This is a genomic window from Streptococcus sp. 27098_8_91 (genome assembly GCF_041432385.1).
Taxonomy (GTDB): Bacteria; Bacillota; Bacilli; order Lactobacillales; family Streptococcaceae; genus Streptococcus.
Window position 1 is genome coordinate 157,764 of the sequence record NZ_JAPVZN010000002.1, and the last position, 19,364, is coordinate 177,127.

General features: G+C 37.6%; 14 protein-coding genes. 13 read left to right on the forward strand and 1 reads right to left on the reverse strand.

The window, feature by feature from the left end; translation table 11 throughout:
* Nucleotides 1-29: 29 nt before the first annotated feature.
* Nucleotides 30-839, reverse strand: coding sequence for a Cof-type HAD-IIB family hydrolase (locus O3611_RS02645; protein ID WP_371607725.1), 810 nt, complete (start codon nt 837-839; stop codon nt 30-32).
* A 179-nt stretch (nt 840-1,018) separates the two neighbouring features.
* Here O3611_RS02645 and O3611_RS02650 point away from each other — a divergent pair, with 179 nt between their 5' ends.
* The 13 genes from O3611_RS02650 to O3611_RS02710 all read left to right on the forward strand — a co-directional run bounded on the left by O3611_RS02650 (nt 1,019) and on the right by O3611_RS02710 (nt 19,134).
* Complete coding sequence (locus O3611_RS02650; protein ID WP_371607726.1) at nt 1,019-1,690, forward strand: lysostaphin resistance A-like protein; 672 nt, start codon at nt 1,019-1,021, stop codon at nt 1,688-1,690.
* Between the two features lie 132 nt (nt 1,691-1,822).
* Nucleotides 1,823-5,074 (forward strand): ATP-dependent nuclease subunit B, encoded by a 3,252-nt coding sequence (gene rexB / locus O3611_RS02655; protein ID WP_371607727.1) that lies wholly within the window; start codon nt 1,823-1,825, stop codon nt 5,072-5,074.
* On the forward strand, nt 5,071-8,721 hold the full coding sequence (gene addA, locus O3611_RS02660) for a helicase-exonuclease AddAB subunit AddA (RefSeq protein ID WP_371607728.1): 3,651 nt from the start codon (nt 5,071-5,073) through the stop codon (nt 8,719-8,721). The genes rexB and addA overlap by 4 nt, the downstream gene beginning before the upstream one ends.
* Nucleotides 8,722-8,737: 16 nt before the next feature.
* On the forward strand, nt 8,738-9,916 hold the full coding sequence (locus O3611_RS02665) for a hypothetical protein (RefSeq protein ID WP_371607729.1): 1,179 nt from the start codon (nt 8,738-8,740) through the stop codon (nt 9,914-9,916).
* Nucleotides 9,917-10,042: 126 nt separating this feature from the next.
* Nucleotides 10,043-10,540, forward strand: coding sequence for a YkgJ family cysteine cluster protein (locus O3611_RS02670; protein WP_371607730.1), 498 nt, complete (start codon nt 10,043-10,045; stop codon nt 10,538-10,540).
* Between the two features lie 223 nt (nt 10,541-10,763).
* On the forward strand, nt 10,764-11,807 hold the full coding sequence (locus tag O3611_RS02675) for a bifunctional glycosyltransferase family 2/GtrA family protein (protein WP_075231336.1): 1,044 nt from the start codon (nt 10,764-10,766) through the stop codon (nt 11,805-11,807).
* Nucleotides 11,804-12,715: a phosphodiester glycosidase family protein gene (locus O3611_RS02680; RefSeq protein ID WP_049526308.1), complete on the forward strand. Its 912-nt coding sequence runs from the start codon at nt 11,804-11,806 to the stop codon at nt 12,713-12,715. The genes O3611_RS02675 and O3611_RS02680 overlap by 4 nt, the downstream gene beginning before the upstream one ends.
* Nucleotides 12,696-13,142 (forward strand): hypothetical protein, encoded by a 447-nt coding sequence (locus O3611_RS02685; RefSeq protein WP_371607731.1) that lies wholly within the window; start codon nt 12,696-12,698, stop codon nt 13,140-13,142. Before O3611_RS02680 ends, O3611_RS02685 begins: the two co-directional genes overlap by 20 nt.
* A gap of 213 nt (nt 13,143-13,355) precedes the next feature.
* Nucleotides 13,356-15,368, forward strand: a complete 2,013-nt coding sequence (locus tag O3611_RS02690; RefSeq protein ID WP_371607732.1) for a glucosaminidase domain-containing protein — start codon at nt 13,356-13,358, stop codon at nt 15,366-15,368.
* A gap of 76 nt (nt 15,369-15,444) precedes the next feature.
* Nucleotides 15,445-15,777: an Imm40 family immunity protein gene (imm40, locus tag O3611_RS02695; RefSeq protein WP_371607733.1), complete on the forward strand. Its 333-nt coding sequence runs from the start codon at nt 15,445-15,447 to the stop codon at nt 15,775-15,777.
* Between the two features lie 167 nt (nt 15,778-15,944).
* The gene (gene ylqF / locus O3611_RS02700; RefSeq protein ID WP_371607734.1) at nt 15,945-16,796 is read left to right on the forward strand and encodes a ribosome biogenesis GTPase YlqF; all 852 of its coding nucleotides are present in this window, start codon (nt 15,945-15,947) and stop codon (nt 16,794-16,796) included.
* A complete protein-coding gene (locus O3611_RS02705; RefSeq protein WP_371607735.1) occupies nt 16,783-17,565 on the forward strand; it encodes a ribonuclease HII in 783 nt (260 codons plus the stop codon). Before ylqF ends, O3611_RS02705 begins: the two co-directional genes overlap by 14 nt.
* 18 nt (nt 17,566-17,583) lie before the next feature.
* Entirely contained in the window at nt 17,584-19,134 is a 1,551-nt protein-coding gene (locus O3611_RS02710) for a chloride channel protein (RefSeq protein ID WP_371607736.1), read from the forward strand.
* The last annotated feature ends 230 nt before the right edge of the window (nt 19,135-19,364 follow it).

Below are 19,364 nucleotides of genomic sequence, written 5' to 3' on the forward strand. Positions count from 1 at the left end.
TAGAAATGCTAGTTGACTGGGCTTATTTTCTACAAAATATATTTCTCAATAGCGCGTGCAACACCATCTTCTTCATTGCTAGCAGTTACGGCATCCGCGAGAGATTTGACATAGTCGCTAGCATTTCCCATGGCAATCCCAAGCCCTGCAAATTCTAACATCTCAATATCGTTATTGGCATCACCCATGGCCATGATTTCAGAAGCTTGGATATCCAAAATCTCAGCCAGACGAGAAAGTGCAGAAGCCTTAGTTGTACCGAGTGGCATTGCTTCATAGATAACTGGTTGAGAACGAACTCCACTAAATCTCTGACAAAGTTCATCAGCAAATCGTTGTTCAAAATCATCTGTTTGTTCTTTTGTACCTAAGAACATACCCTGGAACATGCGATATTTACCACTGGTAGCTTCCTCTAGTGAAATCTCAGTCAGGTCAGAAAAGACAAGTGTCGCATCGTATTTTACGATAGGATTTGGTTCGCCTCCGAGAACGAAGTAGTGTTCCTCGTCAAAGAGAGTTAACTGAACCTCACTCTTTTCAGCAAGGTCATTCAGGTATTCAATGTCTGATTTACTAAGTTCTCGCCAGTCAACAAGGCCCCAGTCACTAGTTTGGTGGGTAGAACAACCATTGTTGACGATGACGTATTCATTCTGCAAATCTAGTCCTAGTTTCTTGTAGTAGGGAAGAACCCCAAAGAGAGGACGACCAGTACAGAGAACCAGTTTAACACCTTTTTCGATAGCCTTATGAATGGCATCAATATGAGCCTGAGGAATTTCTTTGGCTTCGTTGAGCAGAGTTCCGTCCATATCAAGGGCAAGTAATTTAATCATAGTATTTCCTTTTCACGTATTTTGTCTATATTATAGCATATTTTGGATGAAATAAGGATTACTATGTCAATTTGGGACGTTTCAATTACAATTCATGATTGGAAGAAGCTTTTTGGCAAATATATGCTATACTAAACTTGCAATATACTGATAATGGATAAAAAAGCAGAGGGTTTATCATGAAAAGAAGAACAGTACAGATTTTACTAGCTTTATTAGTAATTATTTATAGAAAGACATGGTTTTGGTGGATTTTTAATCACTTTTCAGCTAGATTTGTAGCCGCTAGTCGAGAATTTTTTCAGATTCTTGCTTTTTTAGAGCTTAGCGTAAGTCTTCTAGCTATTCTTTATTTACTAGTATTCGAAGGTAGAAGAATTCTTGAGTTGAAGTGGAAATGGAGTTATCCAGTTTATTTGCTTCTTGCTTATGGAGTCAGTTATCTTTCAGGTATTGTGTTTTCCTTTTTAACCCCAGCAACGTCCAATCAAATCTCTTTAAATGAATTGACTGAGATGACAGGGCGACAAGAGTTACCTTATCTTTTACTTATTGTTTGTCTGCTAGGACCAATTACAGAAGAAATGGTTTACCGAGGAGTTCTGATGAATACATTTTTGAAAGATTCACCTTGGTATGGAGATGTTTTACTATCAGCTTGTGTCTTTGGCTATGTGCATGTCAGTTCAGGTTTAACACCACTCGCCTTTTTCACCTATGCAAGTGGTGGAACGATTTTAGCATTCCTCTACCGAAAAACTCACTCTCTCTATTATCCCATTTTGCTCCATATCTTGATTAACATTACAGCATTTTGGGAATTATGGGTACTCTTGTTTTCTGGTAGTTAATAACTATAAAAGGTCGGATTTTATTCCGACTTTTTTGATATGGGACAGGTTAAAATTAGGGCTTTATATCAATCTGTTTTTACTTAAAAAATGATATAATAAAAGGTAATGACAAAAACAAACGAGGCTGAGATGAAACTACTTTATACCGATATTCGGACTTCTTTGACAGAAATCCTAACCAAGGAGGCTCAAGGACTAGTTGCCCAAGGCAAACGAGTCTTTTATATCGCCCCTAACTCTCTTTCTTTTGAAAAGGAACGTGCCGTGCTGGAGTGCTTGAGTCAGCAGGCTTCTTTTGCTATCACAGTCACGCGCTTCGCTCAAATGGCTCGTTATCTAGTTTTAAATGATATTCCTGAGAGGTCAAGTCTCGATGATATCGGTCTTGGTATGGCTTTCTATAAATGTCTGTCTGAGATAGACGCTAAGGATTTACGTGTTTATGGGGCTATTAAACAAGATCCGCAATTCATCCAGCAACTGATTGAGATTTATCATGAAATTTCAACTGCAAAGATGAGTTTTTTGGACTTGGAAAGTTTGACAGATGCTGATAAACGCTCTGATTTACTCTTGATTTTTGTAAAGATAACAGCTTATTTAAATCAAGGTCAAGTTTCACAGGGAAGTCCATTATCCTATCTGATTGATGCTATCGAAGAAAACAAGGTAAGTAGCGATTTTAGCAAGATTGCCCTAGTCATTGATGGTTTTACCCGTTTTTCTGCAGAAGAGGAATACCTAGTGGATTTGCTTCATCGTAAGGGTGTTGAGATTATTATTGGCGTATATGCGTCTAAGAAAGCCTACACTAGCCCCTTTAGTGAAGGGAACCTCTATCAAGCCAGTGTTGAGTTTTTACGTCATTTAGCTTTTAAATATCAGACCAAGGCAGAAGATGCATGTCAAGAACATAAAAATCTTGATGCTTTTGCCAAGGCCTCAAAATTACTGGAAAGTGCTTATGATTATTCTGAAGTCAGTTTGGAAGTGGATGCTAAGGATAGAGAAGAATTGCAAATCTGGTCTTGTTTGACACAGAAAGAAGAGCTAGAGCTCATTGCTCGTAGTATTCGCCAGAAATTGCACCAAGAACCTGAACTAAGCTACAAAAATTTTCGTATCTTACTAGGAGACGTAGAATCTTATAAACTGTCCTTGCAGACAATTTTTAATCAATATCAGATACCCTTCTATCTGGGGAGAAGCGAGTCTATGGCTCATCATCCTTTGACTCAATTTGTAGAATCTGTGGGACGGCTAAAACGGTACTATTTCCGTCAGGAAGATTTGGTTAATCTCTTGCGAACCGGCTTATACACCAATCTCGCTCAGGAAGAAATCGATAGCTTTGAACAATATATCCGCTATTTAGGTATTGATGGACTTTCTAACTTTAAACAAGAATTTACAAAAAATCATCATGGGAAATTTGATTTAGAAAAATTAAATGAGCTGCGTGTTCGTGTTCTAAATCCACTAGAAACTTTATTATCTAGTCGTAAGCAAAAGACTGGAAATATCCTTACAAAATGGAACAACTTTTTGAAGGATGCATCTGTTACCAAGCAATTACAATCCTTATCTGAAACCATGGATGCGACAGAACAAGAAAGACAAGAAGAGGTCTGGAAAGCATTTTGCCACGTAATGGAGCAATTTGCTACTGTATTTGAAGGTTCTCAGGTCGCTTTAGATGATTTCTTGGCTCTTCTTCATTCAGGAATGTCCTTGTCCAATTATCGTACAATCCCAGCAACGGTAGATACGGTTCTGGTGCAAAGCTATGATTTGATTTCGCCTTTGACTTCTGATTACATCTATGCACTTGGCTTAACCCAGGATCATCTACCTAAAATCACCCAAAATACTAGTCTTTTGAGTGATGAAGAAAGAGAAGTTTTAAACCAAGGTACTGAAGATGGCTCTCAATTATTGATTGCTAGCCATGAAAATCTTAAGAAGAATCGCTATACCATGCTTTCTTTGGTAAATTCTGCCAAGAAGCAATTAGTCTTATCAGCGCCTAGTCTACTCAATGAAAACGAGAGTAAAGAGTCAGTTTATCTGAAAGAATTGCAGGATTTTGGTTTTAGCAAGATTGAAAAGAGAATCGATCGAAGAAACCTATCAAAGGATGATATTGGTTCTTATCACAGTCTTTTGTCTAGTCTTGTTGCTTATCACCAGCAAGGTGATACGGAGACAAGTGAGCAGGACTTAACTTTTATTAAGGTTCTAGTTCGTGTCATGGGGAGAAAATTAGAAGATCAAGGTCTTGATAATCCTGTCCTACCGACAAGTCCAAAAAGTAAGACCTTAGCTACTGAAACTTTGGAAGCCTTGTATCCTCAAGAGCAAGATTTTTATCTATCAACTTCGGGATTGACAGAGTTTTATCGAAATGAATACAGCTATTACCTTCGTTATGTCTTAGGCTTGGAGGAAGAATTGCGTCTGCGACCTGATGCACGAAGTCACGGGAATTTCTTGCATCGGATCTTTGAACGTGTATTGAAACTTCCGAGTGATGAATCCTTTGATCATCGTTTAGAACAAGCAATTTCTGAAACCAGTCAAGAACGTGAGTTTCAAGCCATTTATCAAGAAAGTTTGGAAGCCCAATTAACCAAAGAAGTTCTTTTAGACGTTGCGCGTGCAACTGGGCATATACTTCGTCACAATTCTGAAATTGAAACCATTCAGGAAGAAGCCGTCTTTGGTGGCAAGGAACAAGCTTTTGTTCAGTTAGAAAACGGCAGAAATGTCTATGTCCGTGGTAAAGTTGACCGTATAGATCGCTTAAAGACAAGTGAAGCTATTGGTGTTGTCGATTACAAATCTTCTCTAACTCAGTTTAACTTCCCTCTCTTTTATAACGGCCTTAATTCACAATTGCCGACCTATCTAGCTGCTCTTAAGAAAGAAGGAAATACAGACTTCTTTGGTGCCATGTATTTAGAGATGGCTGAGCCAGTTCAGTCCTTACAAACTGTTAAAACTCTTTCAAAGGCTTTAGCAGAAACGACTAAGAATATGAAATATCAAGGGTTATTTCTCGAAAAAGAGATAAAGAACCTTGGGGAACTTTACAATAAAAACAAAACCTATCAGTTGTCTGATGAGGAATTTCAGTTATTGCTGGACTATAACGCCCTTATCTATAAGAAGGCGGCAGAGAAGATTTTATCTGGTAGTTTTGCTATCAATCCTTATACAGAAGACGGTAGAAGTATTGCCCCATATGTCCAACAATATCAGTCGATAACTGGTTTTGAAGCTAACTACCATTTAGGTCAGGCAAGATTGTTAGATAAGGTTGCTAAAAATAATGATAAGGAAACATGGTTTAATAAAATTAGAGAGGAGTTGGAACGATGAAATTTTTATCTCAAGAAGAGATTGCAGCATTACAAGTAGCAGAAGCTCATTCTGACAAGAAACCCAAGAAAACTGCTGAGCAAATTCAAGCTATCTACAGTTCTGGTCAAAACATTCTGGTCTCAGCATCAGCTGGCTCAGGAAAAACCTTTGTCATGGCTGAACGAATTCTTGATCAACTAGCGCGTGGTGTAGAAATTCGCCAACTCTTTATCTCAACCTTTACGGTAAAGGCAGCAACCGAGTTAAAAGAACGCTTGGAAAAGAAAATCAGCCAACAAATCCAAGAGACTCAAGATTTGGAGCTAAAAAAGCATCTTGGAAGACAATTAGCTGATTTACCAAACGCTGCTATTGGAACTATGGACTCTTTTACTCAGAAGTTCCTGGCTAAACATGGTTATCTGATTGACCTCGCCCCAAACTTTCGGATTCTTGAGAATGAAAGTGAGCAACTCCTCTTAAAGAATGATGTTTTTCGACAAGTTTTCGAAAGTCACTACCAAAGTAAGGAACAAGAACAGTTTAGTCAGCTGGTCAAGAACTTTGCGGGTAAAAGCAAGGATGCACGTGGATTGCGTAAACAGGTCTATATGATTTATGAGTTCTTACAATCTACTAGTAATCCTCAGGCCTGGCTAGAAAATTCTTTTCTAAAAGGCTTTGAAAAGGCTGATTTTACAGTTTCCAAAGAAAAACTCGCAGATGTTATAAAGGAAAAACTTTGGGATTTAGAAAGTTTCTTCCGTTATCATCTAGAGAATGATGCCAAGGAATTTGGGAAAGCAGCCTACTTAGAAGCTGTCCAACAAGTTCTTGATGAAATTGGAGCTTTAACAAACGAATCTACTTTTAATCAATATCAAGAAGTTCTAGAGCGAGTTGTGAGTATTTCTAAGGATAAGGGTGGCCGTGCTCTCACAAATGCTAGTCGCAAGGCTGAACTTCAAGATCTGAAAAAAGCATACAACCAAGAGAGAAAAGACAAGTTTGAAAAGCTAAACGCACTAAATGACCAAATTACTTTATTAAAATTCCAGGAAGATTATCATCAAGAGTCTTGGAACTTGGCAAAGACTTTCCAACTCTTCATGAGTGATTTTGTTGCTGCCTATCGAAAGCGTAAACGCGAAGAAAATGCCTTCGAATTTGCGGATATTAGCCACTATACCATTGAGATTTTGGAAAACTTCCCTCAGGTTAGACTAGAATATCAGGAACGCTTCCACGAAGTTATGGTCGATGAATATCAGGATACCAACCACATCCAGGAGAGAATGCTGGAACTCCTCTCAAACGGTCATAATCGTTTTATGGTAGGAGATATTAAGCAGTCTATTTATCGTTTCAGACAGGCAGATCCCCAAATCTTCAACGAAAAATTTCATAGATTTGCTCAAGATGGCAAAGAAGGTCAGTTAATTCTGCTTAAGGAAAATTTCCGTAGTAGTTCAGAGGTTCTAGATGCTACAAATGATGTCTTTAAGCATCTTATGGACGAGGAAGTAGGAGAGATATCTTATGACGGTATGCATCAACTTGTTTTTGGAAATACTGATATTCAAGTAAATCCTGAAAACAAGGCAGAAGTTCTCTTATATGATAAGGATGATAGCGATTCTGATGATGAGGAACTTGCAACCAACAAACTGACTGGTGAGATGCGCATAGTCCTTAAGGAGATACTGCATCTCCACAATGATAAAGGTGTCCCTTTCAAGGACATGGCTCTCTTAACTGCCAGTAGAAGTCGCAATGATCAGGTTTTACTTGCCTTGTCTGAATATGGTATTCCAGTTAAGACAGATGGCGCACAATCAAACTATTTGCAATCCCTAGAAGTGCAGGTTATGTTGGATACTCTTCGTGTCATCCACAACCCTCTTCAAGACTTTGCTTTGGTTGCTCTCATGAAGTCTCCGATGTTTAGCTTTGATGAGGATGAATTAGCTCGTCTAGCTCTTCAAAAATCCGAGGATAAGGTTCAAGAAAATTTTTATGAAAAACTAGTCAATGCTCAGGAGAAAACTGGTCTTCAAAAGGATTTAATCAAAGCTGAATTACAAAAGAAACTAAACTTCTTCATGGAAACAGTCCAGGCTTGGCGCTTGTATTCTAAAACGCACTCACTTTATGATCTCATTTGGAAAATCTATAGCGATCGTTTTTACTATGACTATGTCGGTGCTTTACCAAATGGACAGGCCAGACAGGCTAACCTCTATGCCTTAGCTTTACGAGCTGATCAGTTTGAAAAGAGTAATTTCAAGGGATTATCTCGCTTTATTCGAATGATAGATCAGGTCTTGGAAGCCCAACATGATCTTGCTAATGTTGCTGTGGCACCACCTAAGGATGCAGTAGAACTTATGAGTATTCATAAAAGTAAGGGCCTAGAGTTTCCTTATGTCTTTATCCTTAATATTGATCAGCAATTCAACAAGCAAGATTCCATGTCTCAAGTCATCCTAAGTCGTAAAAATGGCCTTGGTCTTAAGTACGTAGCTAGAGTTGCTACAGATGATACAGATTCCAAAGAGGAATACGTTCCATCTACTATTAAATTATCTATCCCTAGCTTGACCTATACGCAAAATGAAGAAGAACTCCAATTAGCAAGCTATTCTGAGTTGATGCGTTTACTTTATGTAGCCATGACTCGTGCTGAGAAAAAAATCTATCTAGTCGGAAAGGGATCAAGGGAGAAGTTGGAGTCTAAAGAATACCCGACAAATGGAAAAGGTCTTTTGACTCGAGAAACTAGACTAGATGCTAGTAATTTCCAAGATTGGATTTGGGCCATTTACCAAGCTTTTTCTAAAGAGGACTTACACTTTAGTGTTCGTTTCGAGGGTGAAGAACAACTGACAGAAGAAGCTATCGGTAAGTTGGAAACTAAAAGCCATCTCCAAGATCTTTCTCAGGCAAGCAACCGTCAATCTGATACCATTAAGGAAGCTTTAGAAATGCTGAAAGAAGTGGAAGTCTATAATCAAGTCCACCGAGCAGCAATTAATCTTCCAAGTGTTCAAACGCCAAGTCAGATTAAAAAGTTCTATGAACCAGTCATGGATATGGAAGGAGTAGTAGTAGCTGGTCAAAGTAAAGTGAAAGATAATTTGATTCAGTTTGAACTTCCAGACTTCTCCAAGACAGAAAAAGTCACTGGAACTGAGATTGGTAGTGCCACCCATGAACTCATGCAGAGAATTAATCTAGCTAAGAACCCCACTTTAGAGACTTTAACAGAGGCCTTGGAGCAAGTTCAAGTAAGCTCGGATGTCAAATCCAAAATCAATCTAGGAAAAATTTTATCCTTCTTTGATACAGCTCTCGGTCAAGAAATTCTTGCAAATCAAGATAAACTCTATCGAGAACAACCTTTCTCAATGTTAAAAAGAGACGAGAAGAGCCAAGAAAACTTTGTTGTCCGTGGAATCTTAGATGGTTATCTCCTCTACGATGATAAGATTGCTCTCTTTGACTACAAGACAGACCGTTATGAGCATGCTAGTCAGCTTGTTGAACGTTATCGTGGTCAATTAGAACTCTATGCAGAGGCTCTATCTCGTTCATATCAGATAGAAACAGTTGAGAAATATTTGATTCTACTTGGTAAAGACCAAGTAGAAGTCGTTAAACTTTAAAAAGAAAGGAGACATCATGTCCATTCCTGTTAGAAAAAACTTATATGATGCAGTTTTAGAGGCCTCTAAAGCCGATACTTGGGAACAAGCTACCAAAGAATGGAGTGAAGTTTCCTTGATTTTTAATGGAATCGGTCGAAGCAATTGTGTCTGCGGTAATGCTATTAAGTATGCATATGAACTTTTTAACGGAGTTACTGGCAAACGTCTCTTTCCTATCGGGAGTGACTGTGTGCGTCATTTCCAAAGAATTAGCCTAGATCAACAGCTAGAAGAGGAAGAAAAACTTCTCAGAAAGCTTGAAAATCTAACCAGAAAGGCCCAGAAAAAAGAAGTCATTCGAGTTAATAAAACAGATTTTGATGAACGACTGCTCAACTGGCTATGGGAAAAGGGAGCTTTTAAGTCAAATCGAGGTAATCAATTCTCACCAGAAAAGGATTATCAACTCTTTTTGGAAGTATTTCAAGGTGGAAGTTGGAGTAGAGCAGAGCCTTTGAAGAAAGCTCGTATGGAAGAAGTCCTTGAAAAATTTATCAAACCCTTTTTGCTTGGAAAATCTGATGATCAACTCTATCTAGTTAAACTAGGAAAAGAAAAAATTGACTATGAGCAGGAACTTCGCATCAAGGCTGAAAAGGAGCGAAAGAAGCGAGACAAGATTGCTAAACAATACGCGGATAATCTGGTTCTAGCAATGGGACCAGCTGAACGTGCCTATCAGGATTACTTTGGACTGAGCGAAACACTGACTCTAGAGGAACGCCAGTGGGAAAAAATTCTCTTTGGTAAAAATCGTACAGAACGTTCTATAAAATCAAAACAGTACCAAAGAGAACTTGAAAAGGATCAACGCATTGCTAGTCAAGATCATCTTGAAAGAAAACAAAAGCAAGTCTGGTTGCTTAACTCGTATTTTAAGGATATACCCGAAGAAAAAGCTCGATTTTCCCGACTTCTAATCATGTATCGAAAAACTGGAGAAATTCCATTTTCAACTGACTATCTCTCTAACACTTTGTTTGACTTTTTCTACAAAATGAAGGCTTTTGAATTTGAAATAGCACCTGATCAGGTACGTGATTTTCTAAAGGAATGTTTTGATGCGGAGAATCTATCGTCCGCACAAAAATCTTGGATAGAAGGCATTTTAACCAACTGCATCAAACCTTTTTTAGAAAGAATGTTAGTATAGCAGTAGTTTTCGTCCTGCATGGAGAGAGTCATTATTGTTAAAATTATGTCTCAAAGTTTTTACATAATTTAATTTATGCATAAATTTAAAATATTTGTATCAACATTAAAAAATTAGAAAGAAACTATGTCAAAAGAAATCGATATCGAATATTATCACCAACTAGCCTTGCAAAAACAAAAAGAGCATCGTAAGTTTTTAGGAAATCTAAAGAAGAAAGCTCCTAAAAATTTAGATAAAATTGCGCTTGAAATCCATCAAGAAGTTTTTAATGAAATTGATTGTACAGCCTGTGCTAACTGCTGCAAGAGTCTTGGTCCAGACTTCAAAGAAGCAGATATCACACGTATTGCAAAGTACTTTAAAATGAAATTGCCAGCCTTTGAAGCTGAGTTTTTGCAGGTAGACGAGGATGGGGATAAGGTCTTCAAATCTATGCCCTGTCCATTTCTAGGAGGCGATAATCTCTGTTCCATCTACGATGTTCGTCCCAAAGCCTGTCGTGAATTTCCACATACTGACCGTAAGAAGATTTACCAAATCAATAATCTTACTATTAAAAATACCCTAACCTGCCCCGCAGCCTATCTCTTTGTTGAAAAGTTAAGAGAGAAAATAGACTAAGTACTCTCATTGTATGATAAGAATCATCCTCAAATACAGTCGCTATTTGAGGATTTTTGTATATTTATTTTTATCTGAAAATTCAAACTAAATATCTTATTGAGTGATAAGTCCTTTTTTAAGCTTAAAGTTTTTTAAACTTTTTCTTAAAGAAAACTGATATAAGGTATCTTTAAGCGATTTTCTGTATAGTTATACCATCATCAAAGAAAGAGGTATCGATATGAACTACATAGTCATTCCAGCTTATCAACCAGATAATAACCTTATCAAACTCATCGAAAAAATTCACGAAAAGAGTGATTTTCATATCTTAGTCATAGACGACGGCAGTTCATCAGAGTGCCAAAAAATCTTTGATAAAGCAAAACAATTTGCTACTGTCATTCGTCACCAAGTGAACCAAGGTAAAGGGCAGGCTCTAAAAACAGCCTTTACTTATATCCAAGAACAAAACATTTATGGTACGGTTGTCACAGCAGATGCGGATGGACAGCACAAGGTATGGGATATTTTCCGCACGGCTAATAAAGCTTCCGAAAATCCAAACAAGCTAATCTTGGGTGTACGTGCCTTTTCTGGAAAAGTTCCCCTTCGTAGCCGTTTTGGTAACAGCTTAACCAAAGCTCTCTTTAAACTTCAAACAGGAGTAGGAGTAACAGATACGCAGACAGGTCTTCGTGCTTTTACGACAAACTTGATTCCTTTTATGTTAAAAATAGAAGGCCAACGTTATGAATATGAAATGAATATGTTGCTCGAAGCAACGAAAGAATACGAGATTCTAGAAGTGCCTATTGAAACTGTCTATATCAATGATAATGAGGCTTCACACTTCCGCCCAATCCAAGACGGGCTCATGATTTATAAAAATATCTTTAAATTTGCCTTATCATCTCTCAGTAGCTTTGTTGTAGACTATGTCGTTTACGCCCTAGCAATCTTGATTTTGCCGACAGTTCCGACGAGTCTACGAATTTTTCTAGCAAACGGAGTAGCTCGTGTGACTAGCTCAATTTTTAACTATTCTACAAATAAAAAACTAGTATTTAAAAATGACGATAGCCTTGTAAAAACAGGGATGGGGTACTTTGGTCTAGCAGTCGGACTCTTTGTCTTAGACACGCTACTGATTCGTCTCTTCTTTACAGTCTTCGGAATCAACCTTCTGATTGCCAAAGTTATCGTCGGCATCCTTCTCTTCGCTGTCTCTTGGACAGTGCAGAAGAAATTCATCTTTAAGGAAAGGACATCAACTGTATTATGAAATTTTTAAAGAAACGCTATGCTTACGCCTCAGTTCTTGGCCTACTCTTGACAGGATCCTTTAGTTACTCAATGCTAAAGACCTTTGTCCTCGCTGAGACAATATCAACAGTCGCTACAACTAGCACAAGTTCCAATGCTGCAGCAGCAAGTCAAGCTGCTAAGACAGCTACTGTCACTGACTCTAGTTATAAAGATGACAATATTTCCGTCAATTTGTCTGAAACGACGGTCAATAATACACAAGTCTACGTTGCTGATATTACTCTGAGCTCATCAGATTATCTGAAAACTGCCTTTGCTCAAAATGCCTATGGAACTAACGTAACTGCTAAAACCTCTGTAACCGCAGCTGACAACAATGCCATTTTAGCGGTAAACGGGGACTACTATGGTGCTAACTCAACAGGTTATGTTATCCGTAATGGAGTAGTTTATCGTGATACTGTTCGTGAAGATTCTAGTAATGGCGACCTAGCTATTTATAAAGATGGCTCTTTCAAGGTTATTTACGAAGATCAGATCTCGGCTGAGCAACTAGTAAATGACGGTGTCGTCAATCTCTTGGCTTTTGGACCAGCCTTGGTCGAAAATGGTGAAATTGCAGTTGATACCAATACAGAAGTAGGACAGGCCATGGCTTCAAATCCTCGTACAGCTATTGGTATTATCGATGAAAACCACTATATCATCGTGGTTTCAGATGGACGTACCTCTGAAAGTGAAGGTCTCTCTCTTTATCAGCTTGCTGAGGTTATGAAATCTTATGGAGCAAAAACAGCCTACAACCTTGATGGTGGTGGATCATCTACACTTTACTTCAACGGTCAGGTTATCAATAAACCAACGACTGGAGGAAACAAAATTTCAGAAAGGGCGGTGAGTGATATTGTCTACATCGGTTACTAATCTTGGCAAAAAACGTTTTAAGAAAACAGTCATTTCTTACACACTAATCACTATTTTCTTCTTTGCATTTTCTAGAATTTACGAAGCATTCAGCTTTGGAGAAACTTCTGTTCATATGCACTATCTATTTACTGCACCTCTTGTAGGGGGGATTCTACTAGCAATCTTTCTCAAGGTTCTCCCTCATTTCTCTCGTATTAGTCTAAATCTATGGAATTCGGCAGTAGCGATTATTACAGCGGGTACACTTTTCCGAGGAATTGTCAATCTTTCAGGACGCTCTACAACCTTGGATACACCCTACTGGCATGTTGGGATTGGTTTTGCAATACTAGCGATTGTCACTATTTTCATCAATCCAAACCTTTGGAAGAATTCTACTAAAGCAACCAAAACAAATCGCAAAGAAGTCTATGGTCAGGCATAATGTTATAAAAAAGTAGTCGTTCAGCTGATTTTCGACTACTTTTTATCGCCTTTTATTTCTAAAATATTGTAGAAATATTACAAGTTCTTTTCTTCTGAAAGATACTACTTTTATATTTAACAGAATATTGTATAATAAAATGGATAATTAGCGATTTTAATACAATATTTAGGAAAAACAAATCCCAATCTTGGTATTTACTAGGAGAAAAGAATGAAAAAAATATTGCTGGCAAGTACGGTTGCCCTCTCTATGGCATGTTTTGCAAAAACGACCGTCTATGCCGAGGATTCTCAAGCTACCAATAATGTTCAATCATCAGAAAAGATTGCTACCAATACAGTAAGCAATGAGAAGAAAAATCAAAGCGAAGCTGAAAAAGCAACCTCTCAAACTCCTGATACCCAGGAACAATCTTCAAAAGAAGCAATAGTAGAAGTAGTTAACAAAGAAGGTTGGCAAAAAGAAAATAACCAATGGCGTTATTATGAGAATAATCAACCAGTTTCGAATTGGAAAAAAATAGCTGGTGTTTGGTACTATTTTAATCAAGATGGCATCATGCTTAGTAACGCTATCTTTAATGATTATCTATTGAATAATAGCGGTGCTTTGGCAGAATCTTCTTGGGTAAAAATTGACGATCAATGGTATTATGCCAATGAGGACGGGAAAATTACTCGTAATACTTGGAAAAAGATAGCTGGTGTTTGGTATCGATTTGATGAATCGGGCACAATGTTAAGCAATACTATTTATAATGATTATCTTCTCAAAAGTAGTGGTGCTATGGCAGAAAATGCTTGGGTGAAAATTGCTGATAAATGGTACTATGCCAATGAGGACGGGAAAATTACTCGTAATACTTGGAAAAAGATAGCTGGTGTTTGGTATCGATTTGATGAATCTGGCACAATGTTAAGCAATACTATTTATAATGATTATCTTCTCAAGACTAGCGGTGCTATGGCAGAAAATTCTTGGGTAAAAATTGCTGATAAATGGTACTTTGCTACAGAATCAGGAAAAATTATTCGCGACAAGTGGGAAAAAATCAACGGTACATGGTACTATTTTAATAAAGATGGTGACATGCTAAGTAGTCAATGGAAATCTAAATACTATCTAAAAGATAGTGGAGCCATGGCTGAGAATGAATGGATCTTTGATAAGAAATATAATAGCTGGTTCTACCTCAAGTCGGACGGTGCTTATGCTGAAAATCAATGGCAGGGTGCTTACTATCTAAAATCTGGTGGCTATATGGCTAAGAATGAATGGATTTTTGATAAGAACTATGATGCTTGGTATTACCTCAAAGATGATGGGGTATATGTAACAGGGACTTTCAAAATCAAAGGTAAAGACTATTCATTCCAAAGCAATGGAAAATGGATTTCTGATCCATCATCCTATTATAAAGTAACACCAATTACAGCTTATGTATACAGTGCTTCTGGTGATAGACTCAGCTATATCTCACAAGGTAGCATTGTTTCGGTTACTGGGGCTGAAGTTCAAGGTGGTCGACTTCCAGTCAAAATATCAGGACTTTCAGGATATATGAACAAGAGTGATCTAGTAGCGGTCAGCACAGATAGTGAATTCATTCCTCACTATACTACGGATGGTCGTTATCTTTACCATGAGTTATCACCTTACGCAAGTATTCGTGTAGCACCTCATAATTCATCAATGGCCATTGGCAAAAAATACTATTCAGCTGATGGTATTAACTTTGAAAACTTTACAGTTGAAAATCCTTTCTTATTTAGAGATTTAAGAAAACCAAGCAATTACACAGCTGAAGAATTAGATAAAGTCTATTCTCTTATGAATATCAAGGGAAGTCGTCTGGCAGGTAAGGGGGCAATCTTTAAAGAAGCTGAAGAACGCTATCAGATCAACGCTCTCTATCTAATCGCCCATAGTGCCCTTGAAAGTTCATGGGGACGTAGCCAAATCGCTAAGGATAAAAATAATTTCTTCGGTATCGCAGCTTACGATACAACACCATATGATTCAGCTAAAAGCTTCGACGATGTTGACAAGGGTATCTTAGGTGCAGCTAAGTGGATTCGCGAAAATTACATCGATAATGGCAGAACATACCTAGGAAATAAATCATCAGGTATGAATGTTCTTTATGCTTCAGATCCATACTGGGGAGAAAAAATTGCAAGTATCATGATGAGAATCAATAGTCAACTAGGCGAAAAAGATTAAAAATCATTAAAATCGATAACGACTGTATGGTGGTTATCGATTTTGCTTATCAAGAGAAACTTGAGAAATGAACTTTATGAAACAGAATATTGAGAATAGAAATAAAAGAGGAATTGATCTACGTGACTTAGGGATTGATGCATACGCTTATGATTATTCAGCAATCCCAGACTTACTTGCTATTGTCCAAGCAAACAATCTGACAATATTAGGTGGAGATGTGTTTTGCTACAAGAATGGCCAACTGACACATACTTATGATAATTGGTATTACGAGAAACAAGATCCAACTATTGATAGCAGTAAATCCATTTTTCAAACAGAAAAGTATATCAGCAACTATGTTAAAAATTATGGTGAACACTATTATTTTTCAATCGTTTTAGACAATGAGGAATTTCATTTGTGACTGATTTACTTAGAAAACATTTTACAATCGGCATTGAATCAAGCGTCAAATACGAGAAATCATGTTATAATAAAAGATAGTGATTTATTTTAGAAAAAGGATATCTATTTAATTTTTGAAACTGGAAAAATAAATACAAATCCAATAAGAGAAAGGAATTTTACAGAATGGCAACTATTCAATGGTTTCCTGGACATATGTCTAAGGCGCGTCGTCAGGTTCAGGAAAATTTAAAATTCGTTGATTTTGTGACAGTTTTAGTAGATGCACGTTTGCCCTTGTCAAGTCAAAATCCGATGCTGACTAAAATCATCGGAGATAAACCAAGACTATTGATTTTGAACAAGGCAGACCTAGCAGACCCAGCATTAACAAAAGAATGGCGTCAGCATTTTGAATCACAAGGCATTCAAACACTGGCAATCAATTCTAAAGAGCAAATTACGGTAAAAGTTGTAACGGACGCTGCTAAGAAACTCATGGCAGATAAGATAGCTCGTCAAAAGGAACGTGGGATTCAAATCGAAACCTTACGTACCATGATAATCGGTATTCCAAACGCTGGTAAATCGACGCTAATGAACCGTTTGGCTGGTAAGAAAATTGCTGTAGTTGGTAATAAGCCAGGTGTGACAAAGGGTCAGCAATGGCTCAAAACAAATAAGGATTTGGAAATCTTGGATACTCCAGGGATTCTCTGGCCAAAATTTGAAGATGAAACTGTTGCTCTTAAACTTGCCCTTACAGGAGCAATAAAGGATCAATTGCTTCCAATGGATGAAGTGACTATTTTCGGTCTCAATTACTTTAAAACCCATTATCCTGATAAGCTTCAAGAACGTTTTAAACAAATGAATCTGGACGATGAAGCTCCTGAAATCATCATGGACATGACTCGTATCCTTGGTTTCCGTAATGATTACGATCGTTTTTACAACCTTTTCGTCAAGGAAGTTCGTGATGGAAAACTAGGCAACTATACATTAGATACATTGGAAGACCTCAATGGCAACGATTAAAGAAATAAAAGAAGAATTAGCAAAGATAATTGAACTTAATAGCACCTTGTTTAAAGAATTTGAAAAAGATTCTCGTTCAGGTGTCCAAAAAGAAATTGAAAAGCGCAAAAAAGCTATTCAAGCTGAAATTGATGAAAATCTCCGCTTAGAAGGCATGTTATCTTATGAAAAAGAGCTTTACGCTCAAGGTATTAGCTTAATTGCAGGTGTAGATGAAGTTGGACGTGGGCCTTTAGCTGGTCCTGTTGTTGCTGCAGCAGTCATTCTGCCCCAAAATTGTAAGATTAAAGGCTTAAATGACAGTAAAAAGATCCCTAAGAAAAAACACGAGGAGATTTTTCAAGCCGTTAAGGACAATGCTCTAGCAATTGGTATTGGCATTATGGACAATCAAGTCATTGATCAAGTCAATATCTATGAAGCAACTAAACTAGCTATGAAAGAAGCTATCTCTCAGCTTGACCCTCAACCAGAACACCTTTTGATTGATGCTATGAAGTTGGATTTACCGATTTCTCAGACATCCATCATCAAAGGAGATGCGAATTCCCTATCCATTGCAGCTGCATCCATCATTGCTAAGGTTACCAGAGATAAAATCATGGCAAACTATGATCAGGAATTTCCAGGTTATGATTTTTCTCAAAATGCTGGTTATGGAACGGCTAAACATTTAGAAGGTTTAGAAAAGCACGGTGTTACACCCATTCATCGCACAAGCTTTGAACCGATTAAAACGATCGTTTCAGAAGCTGAAAAAGATAATTAATAATTAAAGGAGAAAATTATGGAGGAACAGTCGGAAACACTTAGTTCCAAGAAAGAATTTGCCTTTGCGTCAAGTACAATTCTATCTCAAGTAGGGCGAGGAATTATCGTTGGATTAGTCGTAGGCCTTATTGTTGGGTCTTTTCGGTTTTCTATTGAAAAAGGATTTCATGTCATCCAAGGGCTTTATCATGATCAAGATAATCTTGTACGTAATCTGTTGATTATCTCCTTGCTTTATCTTGTTATTTGCTGGCTTAGCGCCAAATTAACACGCTCGGAAAAAGATATCAAAGGTTCTGGTATTCCTCAAGTTGAGGCAGAGTTAAAAGGTCTCATGTCTCTCAACTGGTGGAGTGTGCTATGGAAGAAATATGTTCTTGGTATTCTCGCAATTGCAAGTGGACTCATGTTAGGGCGTGAAGGTCCAAGTATTCAACTAGGTGCTGTTGGAGGTAAAGGGGTTGCTAAGTGGCTCAAGTCTAGCCCTGTCGAAGAGCGTTCTTTGATTGCTAGCGGAGCTGCTGCTGGACTTGCTGCAGCTTTTAATGCACCTATTGCAGGACTCCTATTTGTAGTAGAAGAAGTCTACCATCATTTTTCACGATTTTTCTGGGTTTCTACCTTGGCTGCTAGTCTAGTAGCAAACTTCGTTTCTCTTCTCATCTTTGGCTTAACACCTGTACTTGATATGCCGGACAATATCCCTCTCATGAACTTGAGCCAATATTGGATTTATCTGGTGATGGGAATTTTTCTAGGTCTCTCAGGTTTCCTCTATGAAAAAGCCGTTCTGAATGTCGGAAAAGTATATGATTGGATTGGTCAAAAGATTCATCTGGATAAGGCCTATTATCCTATTCTAGCCTTTCTCCTTATCATTCCAGTAGGAATATTCCTACCACAGATACTTGGTGGGGGCAATCAGCTTGTCTTATCCTTAACAGAACAAGATTATAGTTTTCAAATTCTCTTAATTTACTTTATCATTCGATTTATCTGGAGTATGATCAGTTATGGTAGTGGACTGCCAGGTGGTATTTTTTTGCCAATTTTAGCTTTAGGATCCTTACTTGGTGCCCTGGTTGGTGTTATTTGTGTCAATCTAGGCCTTGTTACCCAGCAGCAATTTCCTATCTTTGTGATTCTTGGAATGAGCGGGTATTTTGGGGCTATCTCAAAAGCACCTTTGACAGCTATGATTCTTGTGACGGAAATGGTTGGTGACATCCGCAATTTCATGCCTTTAGGGATGGTGACCCTAGTTGCCTATATTATCATGGATCTACTCAAAGGAGCACCTGTCTATGAAGCCATGCTGGAGAAAATGTTACCAGAAACCGCAAGTGACGATGGTGAAGTTACTCTTATTGAAATCCCAGTTTCTGATAAGATAGCTGGTAAGCAAGTACATGAACTCAATTTACCACACAATGTGCTCATCACAACCCAGGTACATAATGGTAAGAGTAAGACAGTTAATGGATCTACAAGGATGTATCTAGGTGATATGATTCATCTCGTAATTCCAAAAAGTGAAATTGGAAAAGTGAAAGATTTGTTGTTGTAATTACGTAACATAAATTATGTAATTAAATATTTTTAGGCAAGGATGGATTTTGTGGTTTTATGAAAAAGATAAGTTCCAAAATATAAAATAAAATAAATCTCATCTTTAGTTTTCAAATTCAAATACAAGCAAAGAATGAGAAAGTTGAATATGTGTAGTGTTCTACCAAAGTTTTTGCGAATATGCGTCAATAATTAATAATACAGAAGGACAAAATAAGCTATTTTATA